The following is a 16,256-nucleotide window of genomic DNA, read 5'->3' on the forward strand; positions in this document are numbered from 1 at the left end:
GCGGACGATGTTAGCCCGCGCCGAGGGGCGTGTGCCGACTTCCACCTACGGGCGCCACGGGTCATAGCTTGCGCAGTGCAGCATGCCGGTGCCATCATCCGCGCCATGCAAACCGTCGCCTCCATCCTCTGGCGCAGGCTCGATGTACCCGGCCACGACGCCTGCCGTCTCGAACGCAATGCCTCGGCCTGGCAACTCGATGGTGCGGCCGTGTTCCGACTGGAAGACGGCCGCAACGGCCAGCTGCACTACCGCGTGCGATGCGACCTGCACTGGCACACCCAATGGGGCACGGTGCGCGGCTGGCTCGGCGATTCGGCCGTCGACCTGTCGATCGCCCGCGACGCGCACGGCCGCTGGAAGCTCAACGACGAGGCGGTGCCCGACCTGTCGCACTGCGTCGACCTCGACCTGGGCTTCACGCCCGCCACCAACCTGCTGCAACTGCGCCGGCTCAACCTGGCGAAGGGCGAGGGCGCCGACGCGCCGGCGGCCTGGGTCGACCTCGACGGCGGCGGCGTGCTGAGCGAGCTGATGCAGCGCTACGAGCGGCGCAGCGACACCGAATATGCCTACGAGGCGAAGCGCTTCGACTATGCGGCGACGCTGGGTGTGACGGAAGACAGCTTCGTGCGCGACTATCCGCGGCTCTGGGTCGCCGAAAAGTAAGGCCGCCCGGGTGTCGTCGTCAGCTGGCGAAGCGCCTGCGGTATTCCACGAGGCTCACGCCCAGGCGGCGGCCGAACGCGCGCCTGAAGCCGTCCACGTTCGCATAGCCCACCGCGTCGGCCAGCCGCTTGGCCGGCAGGTCTGATTCCTCGGCCATGCGGCGGGCGGCGTCGATCCTCGCATTCTCGACAAACTCCGCCGGCGTGGTTCCGGTCTCGTCGCGGAAGATGCGCGCGAAGTTCCGCTCGCTCATGCCGGCGCGCAAGGCGAGGGCCGGCACGGAGAGGTCGTCCTTGAGGTTCGCGAGCACATGATCCTGCACCTCGCGCATGCTGGAGCGCTCCGAGGTCTGTGCCGCCAGGTGGGCGCTGAACTGGCTTTGGCCGCCGGGCCGCTTGAGGAACATCACCAGCTGGCGCGCCACGCTCAGCGCAAGGTCGCGGCCGTGGTCTTCCTCCACCATGGCCAGCGCGAGGTCCATGCCGGCCGTGACCCCGGCGGAGGTGAAGAGCTGGCCGTCCCTCACGTAGATCGCATCCGACTCGACGGTGGCGAGCGGGTAGTCCGAAGCGAGTCGGCCGGCGAGCTTCCAGTGGGTGGCCACGCGCTTGCCGTCGAGCAGCCCGGTGGCGGCCAGCACGAAGGCGCCGCTGCACACCGAGCCGTAGCGCCGCACGGTGCGCGCCTGGCGCCGCAGCCAGTCCTGCAGCTGCGTGTCGGCCGCCATGTCCTCCACGCGGGGGCTGCCCGCGACGAGCAGGGTGTCGATGGCGCCGCGATGCGTGGCCACCGTGGAATCGACGCCCAGCCGCAGCCCGCCGCTGCTCTTGAGCATGCCTTCGCCGGTGGCTATCACCTGGACGTGATAGGCGCGCCGGTCGCCCAGCTGCTGCGATGCCTCGGCGAAGACGTCGGCAGGCCCGGCCACGTCGAGCAGCTGGAAACGGGGGAAAGCGAGGATGGCGACGCGCATGGCAGACAAGGCCCCGGGATTGGCGGAAAACGCCGTGAGTTGGCAGAAACGACGGTTGGAGTCTGGCGGAAAATACACACTAATGCAAATTCAGCCAAGGACGACAACATGCAAAACCAGGTTCTGAATCCTTCCTCCCCGGTGATTTCATCGATCGCGCCGGTTGCGCCGCGTACGGAAGCCTCCGTGCGCAACCTCCCGGTCAACCTCTTCGCCTCGGTGATGGGCCTTACCGGACTGGCCCTCGCATGGCGGCTCGCGCACGACAGCCTGGGTGCGCCGGCCATCATCGGCGAGGCCGTCGGGGCGTTCGCGCTGGGCGTCTTCGTGCTCATCTCGATGGGCTACCTGACAAAGCTCGTGAAGCACCCGCAGGCGGTGCAGGCGGAATTCCATCACCCCGTGGCGGGCAACTTCTTCGGCACCATCGCGATTTCCATCCTGCTGCTGTCGGCCGTCGTGGCGCCGTACAGCACGCCCCTTGCACACCTCGCGTGGACCGTGGGGCTGTTCGCGACCCTGGTGCTGAGCTTCGTCGGACTGTCGAGGCTGCTGAAGGGGCAGGTGGATGCCTCGCTCGCCGTGCCGGCCTGGATCCTCCCGGGCGTGGCCACGCTCGACATTCCCGTCACCGGCGCGCACATGCCGATGGCATGGGCGCCTGAACTCAATCTGGCCGCCAGCGCGATCGGCGCGGTGCTGGCGCTCGTGCTCTTCACGATGATCATCGGCCGGCTGGTGCATCGCGACCCGCTCGCTCCCGCCATGGAGCCGTCGCTGATGATCCTGGTGGCGCCCTTTGCGGTGGGCTTTCTCGCGTACACCAACATCGTCGGCGAGGTCGACCGCTTTGCCTCGCTGCTCTTCTACTTCGGCCTCTTCATGTTCGCGGTGGTCGCGCCGAAGGTGTTCCGTTGCGGCGCCGCGTTCTCGCCGAGCTGGTGGGCGATCGGCTTCCCGGTAGCTGCGCTCGCCAACGCCGCGCTGAAGTACGCCGGGTCGCGCGCGAGCGAGCCGCTCTGGGTGATTGCCGTGGCGCTGCTGGTCGCGCTCAACCTGGCGCTGGCGGTTCTCACGGTGAAGACCGTGCGGATTGCACTCAACGGGAAGCTGTTCGCCTGAGCCTCAGGCAGATGCGTTCGCCCCGCGCGCAACGACCATCCAGCAGGCCGCAGTCAGGCGGACCTCGTCGCCATGCACATAGGGCTCGAAGGCGGCGCGCACCGTGTCGATGACCTGCACGCGCGTGCGCTCGTCCGCCTGCAGAAGGGCAAGGCCGACGGGACCGAGCCGGCCCAGGTAGCCGAGCAGCGCCGTCTCGGGCATCGTGCAGGGCACGTCGACGGGCCGGATGTCGATGCCGGCCCAGCCGCTCTCCTCGAGGATCGCCTGGACCCGCTGCCTGTCCGCGAAGGCGAACTGGCCTGGCGCGTCCGGCCGGCGGGCAGGGAGGTTCGGCAGCAGTGGTGCGGCGGCGCGCTCCGCGGTCGTCATGAACGGGTTCTCCGCCGCACTGCGCCAGGCGATGAACCGCAGCTCGGCACCTTCTCGCGCGGCCCGCAGCAGGTTCGCGAAGGCCTGCACAGGGTCGTCGAAGAACATGACGCCGAAGCGCGACATGATGCGGTCGAAGCTTGCGGGCTCCAACGCGTGGGTCTGCGCATTGGCGCAAATGAAGCGTGCCGGCGTGCCTTCGCGTTCGGCGCGGATCCGGGCGGCGGCGATCATCGGCTCCGAGATGTCGATGCCGACACAGCCACCTCCGCTGCCGTGCCGCCGCGCGACGGCGAGCGTGGTGCTGCCCGTGCCGCAGCCAACGTCGAGCACACGGCTCGCGGGGTTGGCGGACACCGCTTCGACGAGCAGGTCTTCGAGCGGCTGGAACAGATGGTCGAGCGTGGCCTGCGCGTCGACCCAGGCGCGCCCGGCCAGGCCGTTCCAGAGCCTGGCCTGTTCGTCGCCGGGCTGTCGTGTGGCTTCCATGGTCGTTTCCTTTTGCTTGCCTTCAGGAGGCGGAAACCGCACTATGCAAGTTCAAGTCGACTTGAGGTCAAGAGGGCGATGAAGCATCTGGATATCGGCGAGGTCGCGCAACGCTCCGGCGTGCCCGCCTCCACACTGCGCTACTACGACGAAAAAGGCCTCATCGCCTCCACGGGCAGGCAAGGCCTGCGCCGCCTGTTCGATCCCGGCGTGCTGGAGCGGCTCGCGCTGATCGCGCTGGGGCGCGCCGCCGGCTTTTCGCTGGACGAGATTGCGCGCATGTTCGGGCCCGACGGGCAGCCGCGCATCGACCGGGTGATGCTCACGGCCAAGGCGGAAGAACTCGACCGCACGATCCGCAGCCTGAGCGCCATGCGCGACGGTCTGCGGCACGCCGCTGTGTGCCGCGCGCCCAGCCACATGGAATGCCCGACCTTTCGCCGCATCCTCGGGGCTGCGGCTTCCGGGGCCATCGGCGGGCGAAGGAAGAAGGCCCCGAAGTAGTCAGGCCGCGTTCGCCATCAACGACAGGTCGCGCGCCGCCTGCAGCATCAGCTCGCGCGCGCGGTCCAGCGACGGGATCGCATGGCGGTCGATGCGCCGGATGTACGGCGTGGTGAGCACCGCCAGCGCATGCCCGTGCGGGCCGAAGATGGGGCACGAGATGTCGATCACGCCGAAGTACTGCAGGCTCTCGCGCTGCCGGTAGCCCGTGGCGCGCACGGCCTCGAGCATGTGCTCCAGCTCGTCGGGCGGGATCTGCACCTCGCCGTCGAGCGCCACGTGCTCGGCCACCATCTGCCGGCGCCGCTCGTCCGATTCGCAGGCCAGCAGCACCTGGCCTGAACCGGTGTCGAGCAGGTTCACGCGTGTGCCGGGCCGCACCGTCATGCTGCTCGCCGCCGGGCTGTTGACCTGCGCCACGATCTGAACGTTGCCCCGGTCGTACACGCCGAGGTGGCAGGACTGCTCGGCTTCCTTCACGTAGCGGTCCATCACCGGCAGCGCCTGCGTGACGAGCCGGTGGTTCGGCGGGTAGCGGTGTGCCAGGTCGAACATCTTCAGGCTCAGGCTGTAGCGGTCGCCGGCGAGCGAACGCAGCACGTACTGGCGCGCCACCAGACGTTCGAGCATGCGGTAGATCTCGCTCGGGCCGCGGTCCAGCGCTTTCACGATCTCGCCGCGCGTCAGGCCCTCGGGCTGGTCCGCCAGCAGTTCGAGGATGTCCAGGCCCTTGTCGAGCGCGGGTGCGCGGTAGCGGTCCTGGTCTTCGGTCGGCTTGCTCAAGATGTCTGGATGGATAGATTTGTTCACGTATGAATTTCAACAGCAGACCCATCTTTTTGCAAGTTTGGTTCTACGGGTAAGCACTCATCAAGTGGGCTTGACGTCAAAAGTTCGTCTGTAAATACTCTGTTCACAAATGGACTAAGAGACAAGACCTTCGGCAGGCTCCTCGCCGCCCGCGACCCACATGATCCAGCGCATCGACTCGCATCAGCATTTCTGGCGGCCCGCGCGCGGCGACTACGCGTGGCTGCGTGCGGATGTGCCCGCCCTGGCGCCGCTGGTGCGCGACTTCCTGCCCGAGCATCTCGCGCCGCTGCTGCAAGCACATGGCATCGGGCGGACCGTGCTGGTGCAGGCGGCCGACTCGGAAGCCGAAACGGATTTCATGCTCGAACTGGCCACTGCGCACGATGTGGTGGGCGGCGTGGTCGGCTGGGTCGACCTGAGCCGGGCCGAGTCCGTCGAGTCGCTGGAACGAATGGCGGCGCACCCCAAGTTCAAGGGCGTGCGGCCGATGCTGCAAGACCTGCCCCAAGACGACTGGATCGCGCACGCGCCGCACCCCGACGTATTGCGGGCCATGGTGCGCCTGGGGCTGCGCTTCGATGCGCTCGTGACGCCGCGGCACCTGGCGCCGCTGCTGCAATTTTTGCGCGAATGGCCGCAACTGCCGGTGGTGATCGACCATGCGGCCAAGCCGCCCGTGGGCAGCGCCGATGGCGAAGTCATCGCTGCGTGGCGCCGTCAGATGCGCGAGATCGCGGCGCTGCCGCAGGTCTGCTGCAAGTTCTCGGGCCTCTGGACCGAGGCGCCGCCCTCCATGCACCGCGATGCGGATGTCGTTACTTACGCCGTGCGACCGCTGTGGGAGCACCTGCTCGAATGCTTCGGCCCCGATCGCCTCATGTGGGGCAGCGACTGGCCCGTGCTCACGCTGGCCGGCGACTACGCGGGCTGGATCGCCCTCAGCGAGGCCTGCATCGGCAGCCTCGCGCCCGGCGAGCAGGCCCATGTGTGGCACGGTACCGCGCAGCGCTTCTACAACCTGCCATTGCATCGGGAAAACCCATGACGCAACCCATCGTCGTCCTGCGCGACCTGAGCAAGTCCTTCGCCGGCGTGCGCGCGCTCGACAAGGCGCAGTTCGACCTGCTGCCCGGCGAGGTGCATGCACTCATGGGCGAGAACGGCGCGGGCAAATCCACGCTGATGAAGGTGCTGGCGGGCGTGTACCGCAAGGACTCGGGCGAGGTGCTGCTCGACGGCCAGCCCGTGGACATCGCGAGCCCGCGCGCGGCCCAGGCGCTGGGCATCGGCATCATCCATCAGGAGCTCAACCTGATGAACCACCTGAGCGCCGCGCAGAACATCTTCATCGGCCGCGAGCCGCGCGGGCGCCTGGGCCTCTTCATCGACGAGGAAGCGATGTGCGCCGAGACGCAGCGCATCTTCGAGCGCATGAACCTGCGCCTGGACCCGCGCACGCCCGTCGGCGAGCTCACCGTGGCCAGGCAGCAGATGGTGGAGATCGCCAAGGCGCTGTCCTTCGACTCGCGCGTGCTCATCATGGACGAGCCCACCGCCGCGCTGAACAACCAGGAGGTGGCCGACCTGTTCCGCATCATCGGCCAGCTCAAATCGCAGGGCGTGGCCATCGTCTACATCTCGCACAAGATGGACGAGCTCAAGCGCATCGCCGACCGCGTGACCGTGATGCGCGACGGCCAGTACATCGCCACCGTGCCGATGGAGGCAACGCCGATGGACTCGCTCATCGCGATGATGGTGGGCCGCCAGCTCACCGAGGTGGAGAACGACTTCCCCGACACCGCGGGCAACGAGATCGTGCTCGAGGCGCGCGGCATCACGCGCGGCACGATGGTGCGCAACGCGAGCTTCGTGCTGCGCCGCGGCGAGATCCTCGGCTTCGCGGGCCTCATGGGCGCGGGCCGCACCGAACTCGCGCGCGCCGTGTTCGGCGCCGACCGCATCGACGCGGGCGAGGTTTTCGTGCACGGCAAGAAGGTGCACATCAAATCGCCCGAAGACGCGGTGGCCTGCGGCATCGGCTACCTGTCGGAAGACCGCAAGCACTTCGGCCTGGCCACCGGCATGGACGTCGAGACCAACATCGCGCTGCCGAGCATGAAGAAGTTCTTGTCGATGGGCCTGTTCATCGACCAGGCCGCCATCGAGGCGGCCGGCGAGCGCTACGTGAAGCAGCTCAGCATCAAGACGCCCTCGGTGCGCCAGCAGGTGCGGCTGCTGTCGGGCGGCAACCAGCAGAAGATCGTGATCGCCAAGTGGCTGCTGCGCGACTGCGGCGTGCTGTTCTTCGACGAGCCCACGCGCGGCATCGACGTGGGGGCCAAGGCCGAGATCTATCGCCTGCTCAACGAACTGGCCGCGCAGGGCAAGGCCATCGTGATCATCTCTTCGGAGTTGCCCGAGATCCTGCGCGTGAGCCACCGCGTGCTCGTGATGTGCGAAGGCCGCATCACCGGCGAACTCGGGGGGCGCGAAGCCTCGCAGGAAAAGATCATGCAGCTCGCCACCCGGCGCGAAGCTGCCGCCACCGCATGACGACTGGAGACAACCCCTTGACGACCCCCACCGCCACCACCGCCGCGACGACCACCGATGCACCGGGCTTCTCGCTGAAGGCTCGGCTCTTTCGGCCCGCCACGCGCCAGAAGCTGCTGGCCTTTGCCAGCCTCATTGCGTTGATGGTGTTCTTCAGCTTCGCGTCGCCGCAGTTCCTGCAGACCGACAACCTCGTGAGCATCCTGCAGTCGACCGCCGTGAACGGCGTGCTCGCCATCGCCTGCACCTTCGTCATCATCACCGCGGGTATCGACCTCTCGGTGGGCACGCTGATGACCTTCTGCGCCGTCATGGCCGGCGTGGTGCTCACCTACATGGGCATGCCGCTCGCGCTCGGCATCGCGGCCGCGATCTTCTTCGGTGCGCTGGCCGGCTTCGTCTCGGGCGTGCTGATCGCCAAGCTCAAGATCCCGCCCTTCATCGCGACGCTGGGCATGATGATGCTGCTCAAGGGCCTGTCGCTGGTGATCTCGGGCACCAAACCGATCTACTTCAACGACACGCCGGACTTCCCGGCGATCTCGCAGGATTCGCTCATCGGCTACTTCATTCCGTCGCTGCCGATCCCGAATGCGGTGCTGATCCTGTTCCTGATAGCGATTGCCGCGAGCCTCGTGCTCAACAAGACCATCCTCGGGCGCTACACCTTCGCGCTCGGCAGCAACGAGGAGGCGGTGCGCCTGTCGGGCGTGAACACCGACTTCTGGAAGATCGTGGTGTACACGGTGAGCGGCGGCATCTGCGGCATCGCGGGCCTGCTGATCGCCTCGCGGCTGAACTCCGCACAGCCCGCGCTCGGGCAGGGCTACGAGCTCGATGCGATTGCGGCCGTGGTCATCGGCGGCACCTCGCTCAGCGGCGGCACGGGCACCATCGTCGGCACGATCATCGGCGCCTTCATCATGAGCGTGCTGACCAACGGCCTGCGCATTCTCTCGGTCGCGCAGGAATGGCAGACGGTGGTCACGGGCGTGATCATCATCCTGGCCGTGTACGCGGACATCCTGCGCCGACGCAGCAGCAAGCAGTGAACCCCCCGGATTTCCACAACCACAGGAGACTTCGCATGATCCAGAGAAGAGCAGTCGCAACCACGCTCGGTGCAGCCCTCATCGGCCTGTCGGGATTCGCACAGGCACAGCAGGCGCAGGAGATCTACATCCCGCTCGTGTCCAAGGGCTTCCAGCACCAGTTCTGGCAGGCCGTGAAGTCGGGCGCGGAGCAGGCTGCCAAAGACCTGAAGGTGAAGGTCAGCTTCGAAGGCCCCGAGACCGAGGCCATGGTCGACAAGCAGATCGACATGCTCTCGGCCGCGCTCGCCAAGAAGCCGCAGGCCATCGGCTTCGCCGCGCTCGACAGCCAGGCCGCGATTCCGCTGCTGAAGAAGGCGCAGGCCGCGAAGATCCCGGTGGTGGCGTTCGACTCGGGCGTGGACAGCGACATTCCCGTGACCACCACCACCACCGACAACAAGGCCGCCGCCGCGCTCGCCGCCGACAAGATGGCCGAGATGATCGGAAAGTCGGGCGAGGTGGCGCTGGTGGTGCACGACCAGACCAGCCGCACCGGCGTCGACCGGCGCGACGGCTTCGTCAACCGCATCAAGTCGACCTACCCGAACATCAAGATCGTGAGCGTGCAATACGGCGGCGGCGACCAGTTGAAGTCAACCGAGATCACCAAGTCGATATTGCAGGCCTCGCCCAACCTCAAGGGCATCTTCGGCGCCAACGAAGGCTCCGCCATCGGCGTGGTCAACGGCGTGAAGGAGATGAAGCGCAACGGCAAGGTCGTGATCATCGGCTACGACTCGGGCAAGCAGCAGAAGAACGCGATCATGGACGGCAGCATGGCCGGTGCCATCACGCAGAACCCCGTGGGCATGGGCTACAAGACGGTCGAGATGGCGGTGAAGGCCATCAAGGGAGAGAAGCTGCCGAAGGTGGTCGACACGGGCTTCTACTGGTACGACAAGACCAACATCGCCGACCCCAAGATCGCCTCCGTGCTGTACGACTGATCGCTGCCCGCGAAGACCCCATGACCATTGTTCGCTCCATGCGCGTGCTCGACGTGCGCTTTCCGACCTCGCAGCATCTGGACGGCTCCGATGCGATGAACCCCGACCCGGACTACTCCGCGGCGTACGTCGTGCTTGAAACCGACCAGCCGGGGCTCGAAGGCCACGGCCTCACATTCACCATCGGCCGCGGCAACGAGATCTGCTGCGCGGCCATCGAGGCGATGCGCCATCTGGTCGTGGGGCTCGACCTGGCGTGGGTGGCCGAGGACATGGGGCGCTTCTGGCGCCACATCACTTCCGACAGCCAGCTGCGATGGATCGGTCCCGACAAGGGCGCGATCCACCTGGCCACCGGTGCCGTGGTCAATGCGATGTGGGACCTGTGGGCCAAGTCCGAAGGCAAGCCCGTGTGGCAGCTGGTGGCCGACATGAGTCCCGAGGAACTGGTGCGCTGCATCGACTTTCGCTACATCACCGACTGCATCGCGCCCGATGAAGCGCTGGCGCTGCTGCGCGAGGCCGCTGTCGGCAAGGCCGAACGCATCGCCACGCTGAAGGCCGAGGGCTATCCCTGCTACACCACCTCGGCCGGCTGGCTCGGCTACTCCGACGAGAAGCTGCGGCACCTTGCGCAGGAGGCGGTCGATGCGGGCTTCAACCACATCAAGCTCAAGGTGGGGCGCGACCTGCAGGACGACATCCGCCGCCTGCGCGTGGCGCGCGAAGTGCTCGGGCCCGAGCGGCACCTGATGATCGACGCCAACCAGGTCTGGGAGGTCGGCCAGGCCATCGACTGGGTGCGGCAGCTGGCGTTTGCCGAGCCGTGGTTCATCGAGGAGCCCACCAGCCCCGACGACGTGGAGGGCCATCGCAAGATCCGCGAGGGCGTCGCGCCGGTGAAGGTGGCCACGGGCGAGATGTGCCAGAACCGCATCATGTTCAAGCAGTTCATCATGCGCGGCGGCATCGACGTGGTGCAGATCGACGCGTGCCGGCTCGGCGGCGTGAACGAGATCCTCGCGGTGATGCTGATGGCCGCGAAATACAAGCTGCCGGTGTGTCCGCACGCCGGCGGCGTGGGGCTGTGCGAGTACGTACAGCACCTGTCGATGATCGACTACCTCTGCATCTCGGGTACGCGCGAAGGCCGCGTGGTCGAGTATGTGGACCATCTGCACGAGCACTTCGTCGAGCCCTGCGAGATCCGCAACGCGGCGTACATGCCGCCGAAGGGCGCGGGCTTCTCGATCACGATGAAGCCGCAGTCGCTCGAGCAATACCGTTTCCGCGGATAGAGAAAGGCACCGCGCAACATGGACCTGAATCTGAAAGACAAGGTGGTGATCGTCACAGGTGGTGGCAGCGGCATCGGTGCGGCCATTTCGATGACGCTGGCGCAGGAGGGCGCGGTGCCGGTGATCTGCGGGAAGAATCCGCTCGACGCACCGTTCGAGGAGGCGCTGCGTGCCTTGCAGCCACGCGCGCGCTTCTTCCAGTTCGAGCTGATGGAAGAGGCCGCCTGCGCCAAGGCCATTGCCGACACCGCCGCGGAGTTCGGCCGCATCGACGGCCTGGTCAACAACGCGGGCGTGAACGACAGCGTGGGGCTGGAGGCGGGGCGCGAAGCCTTCGTCGGTTCACTCGAACGCAACCTCGTCCACTGCTACGTGATGGCGCACTATTGCCTGCCGCACCTGAAGGCGAGCCGCGGCGCGATCGTCAACATCTCGTCGAAGACGGCCGTGACGGGGCAGGGCAACACGAGCGGCTACACCGCGGCCAAGGGCGCGCAGTTGTCGCTCACGCGCGAGTGGGCTGCGTCGCTGTTGGAAGACGGGGTCCGCGTGAACGCGGTGATTCCGGCCGAGGTGATGACGCCGCTGTATCAACGGTGGATTTCCGCATTCGACGAACCCGACCGCAAGCTGGCCGAGATCACCGACAAGATTCCGCTCGGCCGCCGCATGACGACGCCGCAGGAGATTGCAGACAACGTCGTGTTCCTGCTGTCGGAGCGGGCCTCGCACACCACCGGGCAGTGGGTGTTCGTGGACGGCGGGTATACGCACCTGGACCGGGCACTGACCTGATCTATTTCCTGATTTGACTGGAGCGACCCATGCGCCATTTGCTGGCTCTCGATTTGAAAGACGATCCTGCATTGATCGCCGAATACGAGGCTTATCACCGCGACATCTGGCCTGAGGTGCGAGCGCATCTGCATGTGCACGGCGTAACGGGCATGGAGATCTACCGGCTCGGCACGCGAATGGTGATGTCGATGGAAACGGACGATGCGCGCTACGACGCCCGGACCATGGCGCTTGCCACGCAGAACAATCCAAAGATCAGGGAATGGGAAGAATTGATGTGGAAATTCCAGGCGCCCACGCCCTGGACTCCCGAAGGAGAGAAGTGGACGGAGATGGCCAGGATCTTCTCGCTGTAATCAAAAGATTCAAGTTTGGATTCCTCGGAAATTAATAATCTTTCCCGTTGTTTACATTTGGTCGGCACAATGCCGCCATGCCAAATATTGCATCCATCCTTAAATCCGAAATCTCCCGCGTCGCCCGCAAGGAAGTCCGCGCGGAAATCGAAACCCTCAAGAAGGCATCCGTCCAACACCGGTCCGCCATTGCCGCGCTGCGGCGGCAGGTGATTGCGCTGGAAAAGGAATTGCGCAACGTTGCCAAGGGCACCGCCCGCAGTGCACGTGCAAGCGAGCCCGAAGAAGCGGGCGAAGGCGAGCCTAAGCGCAGGTTCAGCGCTGGCCGGTTGGCTGCACATCGCACGAAGCTGGGTATTTCCGCCGCGTCTTATGGACAGCTGGTGGGGGTGTCCGGCCAGACCATCTACCACTGGGAACAAGGCAAGGCCCGCCCGAGGGCTGCGCAGCTGGAGAGCCTGGCTGCCGTGCGCGGGATGGGGCGGCAGGAAGTGGCGCAGCGACTGGAATCCAACTAGCTGCAGAGCCCTTCTTTCGGGGCTCAGTAAGTCACGGTCACCGTGATGGTGTCGGTATAGCTTCCTGGCGCTGCCGTGTATTGGCCCACAGGTATGCGGCCGTAAACGGTATGCGTGGTGCTTGCGCTCGCGTTCCCGTTGAACCCCACCGAGGCAGAGGCGCTGCCCGACACCGTGTCGGTTGCCCAGACCGTCCCGTACGTTGAACCGGTGTAGAGGTTGTAGTTGAGGATATAGCTGCCGTAGCTCATGTAGCGGCTTGTGGTCGTTCCCGAGTTCCCGCCACTCAGGCTGACCGTATAGCTCAAGGTATCGGTTCCGAGGATGCGCCCTGAAAACGTAGCCATCACCGTGACGGTGCCGGTCGTGGTCGTGGCGCTCGTTGTGCCCGCGCTGTAGTTGCCGAAGCTCAGGGCCGTCGCGCTGACGGTGGCGGAGCAGTTCAGCGTTCCCAGTCCCGATCCCGAGCACGTCGCATGTGCCGATGCGGCGCACAGGGCGCCGATCAGTCCGGCAGCGCATGCCGGCCACCAGCGGAATGGCCGGGGCATCGCGCTCAATGTGCCGAGGGCGCAGGCATTGTTTCGCATGTGTAGGGCCCGATCTGTGGCAAGGCGCCGGTGGTCGGAACGGGGCCGACCGTGAAACTGCAATGGCCATTGCGCCATCTCGCCTCGAAGCGTTCGCCCGCGCGGGGGCGCTCGAGCTGGAGCGTGCCGCCGTAGCCGGTGATCAATGCGAAGGGGCGGTCCTCGCCGGTGACGTCGATGCCCGCCGGCAGCGGCGAGGCGTCGGGCAGCAGAATCTGCATGGTGGCAATCGGGTCGCGCGCGATGTCGAAGGTGGCCGCCGCAACGCCCTTGTACGAAGGCACGACCTGCAGCACGTCGGAGTGCACCTGCGCCGAGATCGGCAGGTCGCCGTTGTCCACGCTGATCTTGTTCAGCTCATAGGCACGCAGCCCGGTCACGAGAGCGCGGCCCTCGCTGTCGGTCGTCGTCGCCGGATTGTTCTCCCTGTAGACCTTGATGCCCGGCGCACCGAGCACGGTCACCAGCGCAAATCCGTCGCTGGACGACTGCGCCGCGAAGAACATCCCCGACGTGTAGCCCAGTGAGCCCTCGGCAAGCAGCCTGGCGCTGGTTTCGTTGTCGAGGTTCACGGCCTGCGCGGTAAGGCTCGCATAGGGAGCCCGCCAGGTGGCTTCGGCCTGGGCGCGTTCGGTTTCGCCGTGCGCGGCAATGACGCGCCAGCCCCAGCCCTGGTCGCTCGGCGCCGCCTGGTTGACGTCGACCGTGGTGGTGGTCTTGCCGTTTTGCCGGTTGGTGGAGGCCGATGCGGTTTGCCGGTCGCCCAGCGGAAGGGTCAGCATGAAGCCTGCCGACGCGACATGCTTGCGATTTGCCGTGTCGCCCGAGTCGGTGCGCGCCACATAGGTGTTCAGATAGACGCTGCCGAACTGGATCGAATGATTGAGCGACAGCACCTTGGCTTCGTCGCCACCGCTGTAGCGCAGCGCTGTGTAGGCCAGGCCCAGGCTGCCAAGGCTGCGGCCAAGGGATCGTCCAACGAACAGCTGCGTTTGCCCGGTGGTGTGCGTCTGGCTGTCCAGCCAGGCAACCTGCATGAAACCTGCGCTGGCGGATTGCCGGCTCGCCGAGAAGCTCCAGTCGGAAGCGATGTGCGCGAACGAAACGCGTCCGAGCCTGCCGCCGCCCGTGTCCTGCGTGCGGCTGGCTGCGCCGTGCAGCCCGAACTCTCCCAGCGGCGCCCACACCCAGGTCAGGCCGGTGCCAGCCACTTGAATTCGCGCGCCGGTCTCGCCATGCAGTTCCATGGTGGCTGTCTCGCTGAGTCCGCGGCGCCAGTTGCCGAAGGCGAACAGGCTGCCGTAGTCATTGCTCTGAAGACCGTAGTTGAGCCGGGTCCACCCGAGGTTGACCGAGTAGTCCGACAAGCCTGAGCGCAGCAGATTCGTGCTCACGTAGTAAGGCGTCTTGACGGTGCGCCGCACGCCGAGCGCATCGGACACCGCGAAGCTCATTTCGCCGGCGCCGGTGAGCACCGGCACGTTGCCCAGGGAGAACGGACCGGAATCGACCTGCCCCTGATAGTGCAGTGTGTTGTTGACGTAGGCCTCGAGCGTCGACGCGACGGCCGATCCGCCCGTGAGCGACGGCACCGGATAGCCGATGTAGCCGGGGCTCAGGCCGAACTGGGTGCCGAACTGCACGCCACCAAAGCGCGACGGCGTGGACCATGCGGCGTTCTGCGTGATGCCGTCGCCGATCGTCAGCCGCGTCAGGCGGTCCGGATCGTCGTGGCGGTAGTAGCTTTCGAGCCGCACCATGCGGCTGAGCGAAGAAGCGCCGGTCGCATTCTGATAGGTCGACTGGCCGACGATCACGCTGTTCGCGAGCAGCCCCCAATGGCCGGACACCGTGCTGTCGAGCAGGCCCGATGCGGCGGTGCCGTTGCTGTCATGCTGCAGCGCGACGCTGTAGTTGAGGAAGGCGGCATTCACGGAGGGTGTCAACGGCGGCCGGCTCGCGGCCTTGCCATCGAGCGTGCGGGGCACGAATGCCGTCGCCGGCAGACGCACCTGCGCGGTCTGCGTGCTTTCTTCCAGCGTCACGCTGCCGTCGGGCAAGGCGGCGGGGTCGTAATAGTCGGCCCCGTCGACAGTGACGGCCGCCTGTGCGGGAACGACGACGCGCCAGGCCTGCAGGTCGGCGCGGCTGAACAGGAGCTTGCCGTCGTGCCGCAGCGCCGAGCGGGCAGGGCCTTCCGCCGCGCCATTGACTTCGACGTCGACGATCAGCGGGGTGAGCGCCCGCTCGTCCGTGCCGGCCTGGGCCTGCGCCATCTGCACCGCCGGCAGCCAGCAAGCGAAAGCGAGCAGGCTACGGAGTCGCGGCTGTCGCACCGGGCACTTGCAGGAAGACGGGAGGAAGCGGCGCTTCGGAGTCTGTCTGCGCCTCGAACTGGAGCCGGGTGCCCGCGGGCAGCGGAGGCAGCGCGACCGGCAGCGCTGCGCTCTGCTGCGGCAAGGCGTAGACCGACATCCGCTGGCGCAGCAACTCGCGGCCGTCCGCATGGCGCACGGTGACCTGCGTGACCTGCAGATGCTCGCGCCCGAGGTTGTCGATCGTGAGCGCCGGCGCGGATGCGGCCGGCTGCGCACCGGCGTCCGGCGCACGCAGGTGCCACGCGACCGAAGGCGCTCCCGCCGGGGACGAGGGAGGCACGAAGATCGGAAGGACCAGTTGCAGCAGCGTGCGCAATTCGGAGCCTGTCCCATTGCCATCGGAGGGCGCTCTGTCGCGCGGCAGTTGCCGCAAGAAGATGCGGTAGCTGCGCTCTTCGGCCAGCGCGGGCGCCTGCAGGCCGAGGCGCACGATCTGGCGGCCCCCGGCTGGAATGCGGAAGATGGCCGGATTGACCAGCACTTCGCGCGTCGGCGCATGGACATCCTGGCGATCCTTCTGCGACCAGCTCATGACCTCGGCCTGCATCGCGATTTCGTCGGCGCCGTCGTTGGTCACGACCAGCGAAGCAACCGGCCGCTGGGGCTGCAGCACGACCCGCACGGGAGCTATCTGGATGCTGGCTGCCCCGACGTCGAAAGAAGCGGCCAGGCCGGCCATTGCCGCCAAGCCGAGGATGAATGCCGCGCACGGCGGGAGACGGCGCGTGGCCCTTCCCGCCATGAGCCTCTGGCCAAGCTGAGACATGGACCGGCGACGC

General features: G+C 66.8%; 17 protein-coding genes. 11 read left to right on the forward strand and 6 right to left on the reverse strand.

The features are described from left to right. Positions 1 to 105 precede the first annotated feature (105 nt). Positions 106 to 669, forward strand: coding sequence for a putative glycolipid-binding domain-containing protein (locus ACEOAB_RS05985; RefSeq protein ID WP_056587754.1), 564 nt, complete (start codon positions 106 to 108; stop codon positions 667 to 669). Positions 670 to 688: 19 nt separating this feature from the next. Here ACEOAB_RS05985 and ACEOAB_RS05990 read toward each other — a convergent pair whose 3' ends face one another. Further along, positions 689 to 1,642: a GlxA family transcriptional regulator gene (locus tag ACEOAB_RS05990; RefSeq protein ID WP_413748528.1), complete on the reverse strand. Its 954-nt coding sequence runs from the start codon at positions 1,640 to 1,642 to the stop codon at positions 689 to 691. Between the two features lie 108 nt (positions 1,643 to 1,750). Between ACEOAB_RS05990 and ACEOAB_RS05995 the strand changes: the two genes are divergently transcribed. Next, positions 1,751 to 2,764 carry an SLAC1 anion channel family protein gene (locus ACEOAB_RS05995; RefSeq protein WP_413748527.1) on the forward strand — a complete coding sequence of 338 codons (1,014 nt, stop codon included), beginning with the start codon at positions 1,751 to 1,753 and terminating at the stop codon, positions 2,762 to 2,764. 3 nt (positions 2,765 to 2,767) lie between these two features. Here the strand turns inward: ACEOAB_RS05995 and ACEOAB_RS06000 are convergent, their stop codons facing one another. After that, positions 2,768 to 3,625, reverse strand: a complete 858-nt coding sequence (locus tag ACEOAB_RS06000; protein ID WP_413748526.1) for a class I SAM-dependent methyltransferase — start codon at positions 3,623 to 3,625, stop codon at positions 2,768 to 2,770. A 78-nt stretch (positions 3,626 to 3,703) separates the two neighbouring features. Here ACEOAB_RS06000 and ACEOAB_RS06005 point away from each other — a divergent pair, with 78 nt between their 5' ends. Further along, the gene (locus ACEOAB_RS06005) at positions 3,704 to 4,129 is read left to right on the forward strand and encodes a helix-turn-helix domain-containing protein (RefSeq protein WP_056586509.1); all 426 of its coding nucleotides are present in this window, start codon (positions 3,704 to 3,706) and stop codon (positions 4,127 to 4,129) included. Here ACEOAB_RS06005 and ACEOAB_RS06010 read toward each other — a convergent pair whose 3' ends face one another. Then, a complete protein-coding gene (locus ACEOAB_RS06010; protein ID WP_007830371.1) occupies positions 4,130 to 4,912 on the reverse strand; it encodes an IclR family transcriptional regulator in 783 nt (260 codons plus the stop codon). It lies immediately after the preceding gene. A 187-nt stretch (positions 4,913 to 5,099) separates the two neighbouring features. Here ACEOAB_RS06010 and ACEOAB_RS06015 point away from each other — a divergent pair, with 187 nt between their 5' ends. The 8 genes from ACEOAB_RS06015 (at position 5,100) to ACEOAB_RS06050 (ending at position 12,509) form a co-directional block, all read left to right on the forward strand. Further along, positions 5,100 to 5,987 (forward strand): amidohydrolase family protein, encoded by an 888-nt coding sequence (locus ACEOAB_RS06015; RefSeq protein WP_413748525.1) that lies wholly within the window; start codon positions 5,100 to 5,102, stop codon positions 5,985 to 5,987. Continuing rightward, the gene (locus tag ACEOAB_RS06020; protein ID WP_413748524.1) at positions 5,984 to 7,498 is read left to right on the forward strand and encodes a sugar ABC transporter ATP-binding protein; all 1,515 of its coding nucleotides are present in this window, start codon (positions 5,984 to 5,986) and stop codon (positions 7,496 to 7,498) included. Before ACEOAB_RS06015 ends, ACEOAB_RS06020 begins: the two co-directional genes overlap by 4 nt. A gap of 17 nt (positions 7,499 to 7,515) precedes the next feature. Further along, positions 7,516 to 8,550 (forward strand): ABC transporter permease, encoded by a 1,035-nt coding sequence (locus ACEOAB_RS06025; RefSeq protein ID WP_413748523.1) that lies wholly within the window; start codon positions 7,516 to 7,518, stop codon positions 8,548 to 8,550. 35 nt (positions 8,551 to 8,585) lie between these two features. Beyond that, complete coding sequence (locus ACEOAB_RS06030) at positions 8,586 to 9,539, forward strand: ABC transporter substrate-binding protein (RefSeq protein ID WP_056586520.1); 954 nt, start codon at positions 8,586 to 8,588, stop codon at positions 9,537 to 9,539. Positions 9,540 to 9,559: 20 nt separating this feature from the next. Beyond that, entirely contained in the window at positions 9,560 to 10,837 is a 1,278-nt protein-coding gene (locus ACEOAB_RS06035) for an L-fuconate dehydratase (RefSeq protein ID WP_413748522.1), read from the forward strand. Between the two features lie 18 nt (positions 10,838 to 10,855). Then, positions 10,856 to 11,632 (forward strand): SDR family oxidoreductase, encoded by a 777-nt coding sequence (locus tag ACEOAB_RS06040; protein WP_413332389.1) that lies wholly within the window; start codon positions 10,856 to 10,858, stop codon positions 11,630 to 11,632. Between the two features lie 29 nt (positions 11,633 to 11,661). After that, positions 11,662 to 11,991, forward strand: coding sequence for an L-rhamnose mutarotase (locus ACEOAB_RS06045; protein WP_413748521.1), 330 nt, complete (start codon positions 11,662 to 11,664; stop codon positions 11,989 to 11,991). A gap of 77 nt (positions 11,992 to 12,068) precedes the next feature. Further along, positions 12,069 to 12,509 (forward strand): helix-turn-helix domain-containing protein, encoded by a 441-nt coding sequence (locus ACEOAB_RS06050; protein ID WP_413748520.1) that lies wholly within the window; start codon positions 12,069 to 12,071, stop codon positions 12,507 to 12,509. Between the two features lie 23 nt (positions 12,510 to 12,532). Here ACEOAB_RS06050 and ACEOAB_RS06055 read toward each other — a convergent pair whose 3' ends face one another. The 3 genes from ACEOAB_RS06055 to ACEOAB_RS06065 are packed head-to-tail and all read right to left on the reverse strand — an operon-like array spanning position 12,533 to position 16,156. Beyond that, complete coding sequence (locus ACEOAB_RS06055) at positions 12,533 to 13,099, reverse strand: spore coat protein U domain-containing protein (protein WP_413748519.1); 567 nt, start codon at positions 13,097 to 13,099, stop codon at positions 12,533 to 12,535. Beyond that, entirely contained in the window at positions 13,066 to 15,435 is a 2,370-nt protein-coding gene (locus ACEOAB_RS06060) for a fimbria/pilus outer membrane usher protein (protein WP_495653536.1), read from the reverse strand. The genes ACEOAB_RS06055 and ACEOAB_RS06060 overlap by 34 nt, the downstream gene beginning before the upstream one ends. Next, positions 15,413 to 16,156 (reverse strand): fimbrial biogenesis chaperone, encoded by a 744-nt coding sequence (locus tag ACEOAB_RS06065; protein ID WP_495653537.1) that lies wholly within the window; start codon positions 16,154 to 16,156, stop codon positions 15,413 to 15,415. Before ACEOAB_RS06065 ends, ACEOAB_RS06060 begins: the two co-directional genes overlap by 23 nt. Positions 16,157 to 16,256: the final 100 nt, after the last annotated feature.

The organism is Variovorax sp. Varisp53 (assembly GCF_059491555.1).

What these genes read in the sequence shown, in the direction of transcription:
- ACEOAB_RS05995 (WP_413748527.1), top strand. Translation starts at nt 1,751, where the DNA reads ATGCAAAACCAGGTTCTGAATCCTTCCTCCCCGGTGATTTCATCGATC.
- ACEOAB_RS05990 (WP_413748528.1), bottom strand. Translation starts at nt 1,642, where the DNA reads ATGCGCGTCGCCATCCTCGCTTTCCCCCGTTTCCAGCTGCTCGACGTG.
- ACEOAB_RS06005 (WP_056586509.1), top strand. Translation starts at nt 3,704, where the DNA reads ATGAAGCATCTGGATATCGGCGAGGTCGCGCAACGCTCCGGCGTGCCC.
- ACEOAB_RS05985 (WP_056587754.1), top strand. Translation starts at nt 106, where the DNA reads ATGCAAACCGTCGCCTCCATCCTCTGGCGCAGGCTCGATGTACCCGGC.
- ACEOAB_RS06045 (WP_413748521.1), top strand. Translation starts at nt 11,662, where the DNA reads ATGCGCCATTTGCTGGCTCTCGATTTGAAAGACGATCCTGCATTGATC.
- ACEOAB_RS06065 (WP_495653537.1), bottom strand. Translation starts at nt 16,156, where the DNA reads ATGGCCGGCCTGGCCGCTTCTTTCGACGTCGGGGCAGCCAGCATCCAG.
- ACEOAB_RS06000 (WP_413748526.1), bottom strand. Translation starts at nt 3,625, where the DNA reads ATGGAAGCCACACGACAGCCCGGCGACGAACAGGCCAGGCTCTGGAAC.
- ACEOAB_RS06015 (WP_413748525.1), top strand. Translation starts at nt 5,100, where the DNA reads ATGATCCAGCGCATCGACTCGCATCAGCATTTCTGGCGGCCCGCGCGC.
- ACEOAB_RS06030 (WP_056586520.1), top strand. Translation starts at nt 8,586, where the DNA reads ATGATCCAGAGAAGAGCAGTCGCAACCACGCTCGGTGCAGCCCTCATC.
- ACEOAB_RS06055 (WP_413748519.1), bottom strand. Translation starts at nt 13,099, where the DNA reads ATGCGAAACAATGCCTGCGCCCTCGGCACATTGAGCGCGATGCCCCGG.
- ACEOAB_RS06040 (WP_413332389.1), top strand. Translation starts at nt 10,856, where the DNA reads ATGGACCTGAATCTGAAAGACAAGGTGGTGATCGTCACAGGTGGTGGC.
- ACEOAB_RS06050 (WP_413748520.1), top strand. Translation starts at nt 12,069, where the DNA reads ATGCCAAATATTGCATCCATCCTTAAATCCGAAATCTCCCGCGTCGCC.
- ACEOAB_RS06035 (WP_413748522.1), top strand. Translation starts at nt 9,560, where the DNA reads ATGACCATTGTTCGCTCCATGCGCGTGCTCGACGTGCGCTTTCCGACC.
- ACEOAB_RS06020 (WP_413748524.1), top strand. Translation starts at nt 5,984, where the DNA reads ATGACGCAACCCATCGTCGTCCTGCGCGACCTGAGCAAGTCCTTCGCC.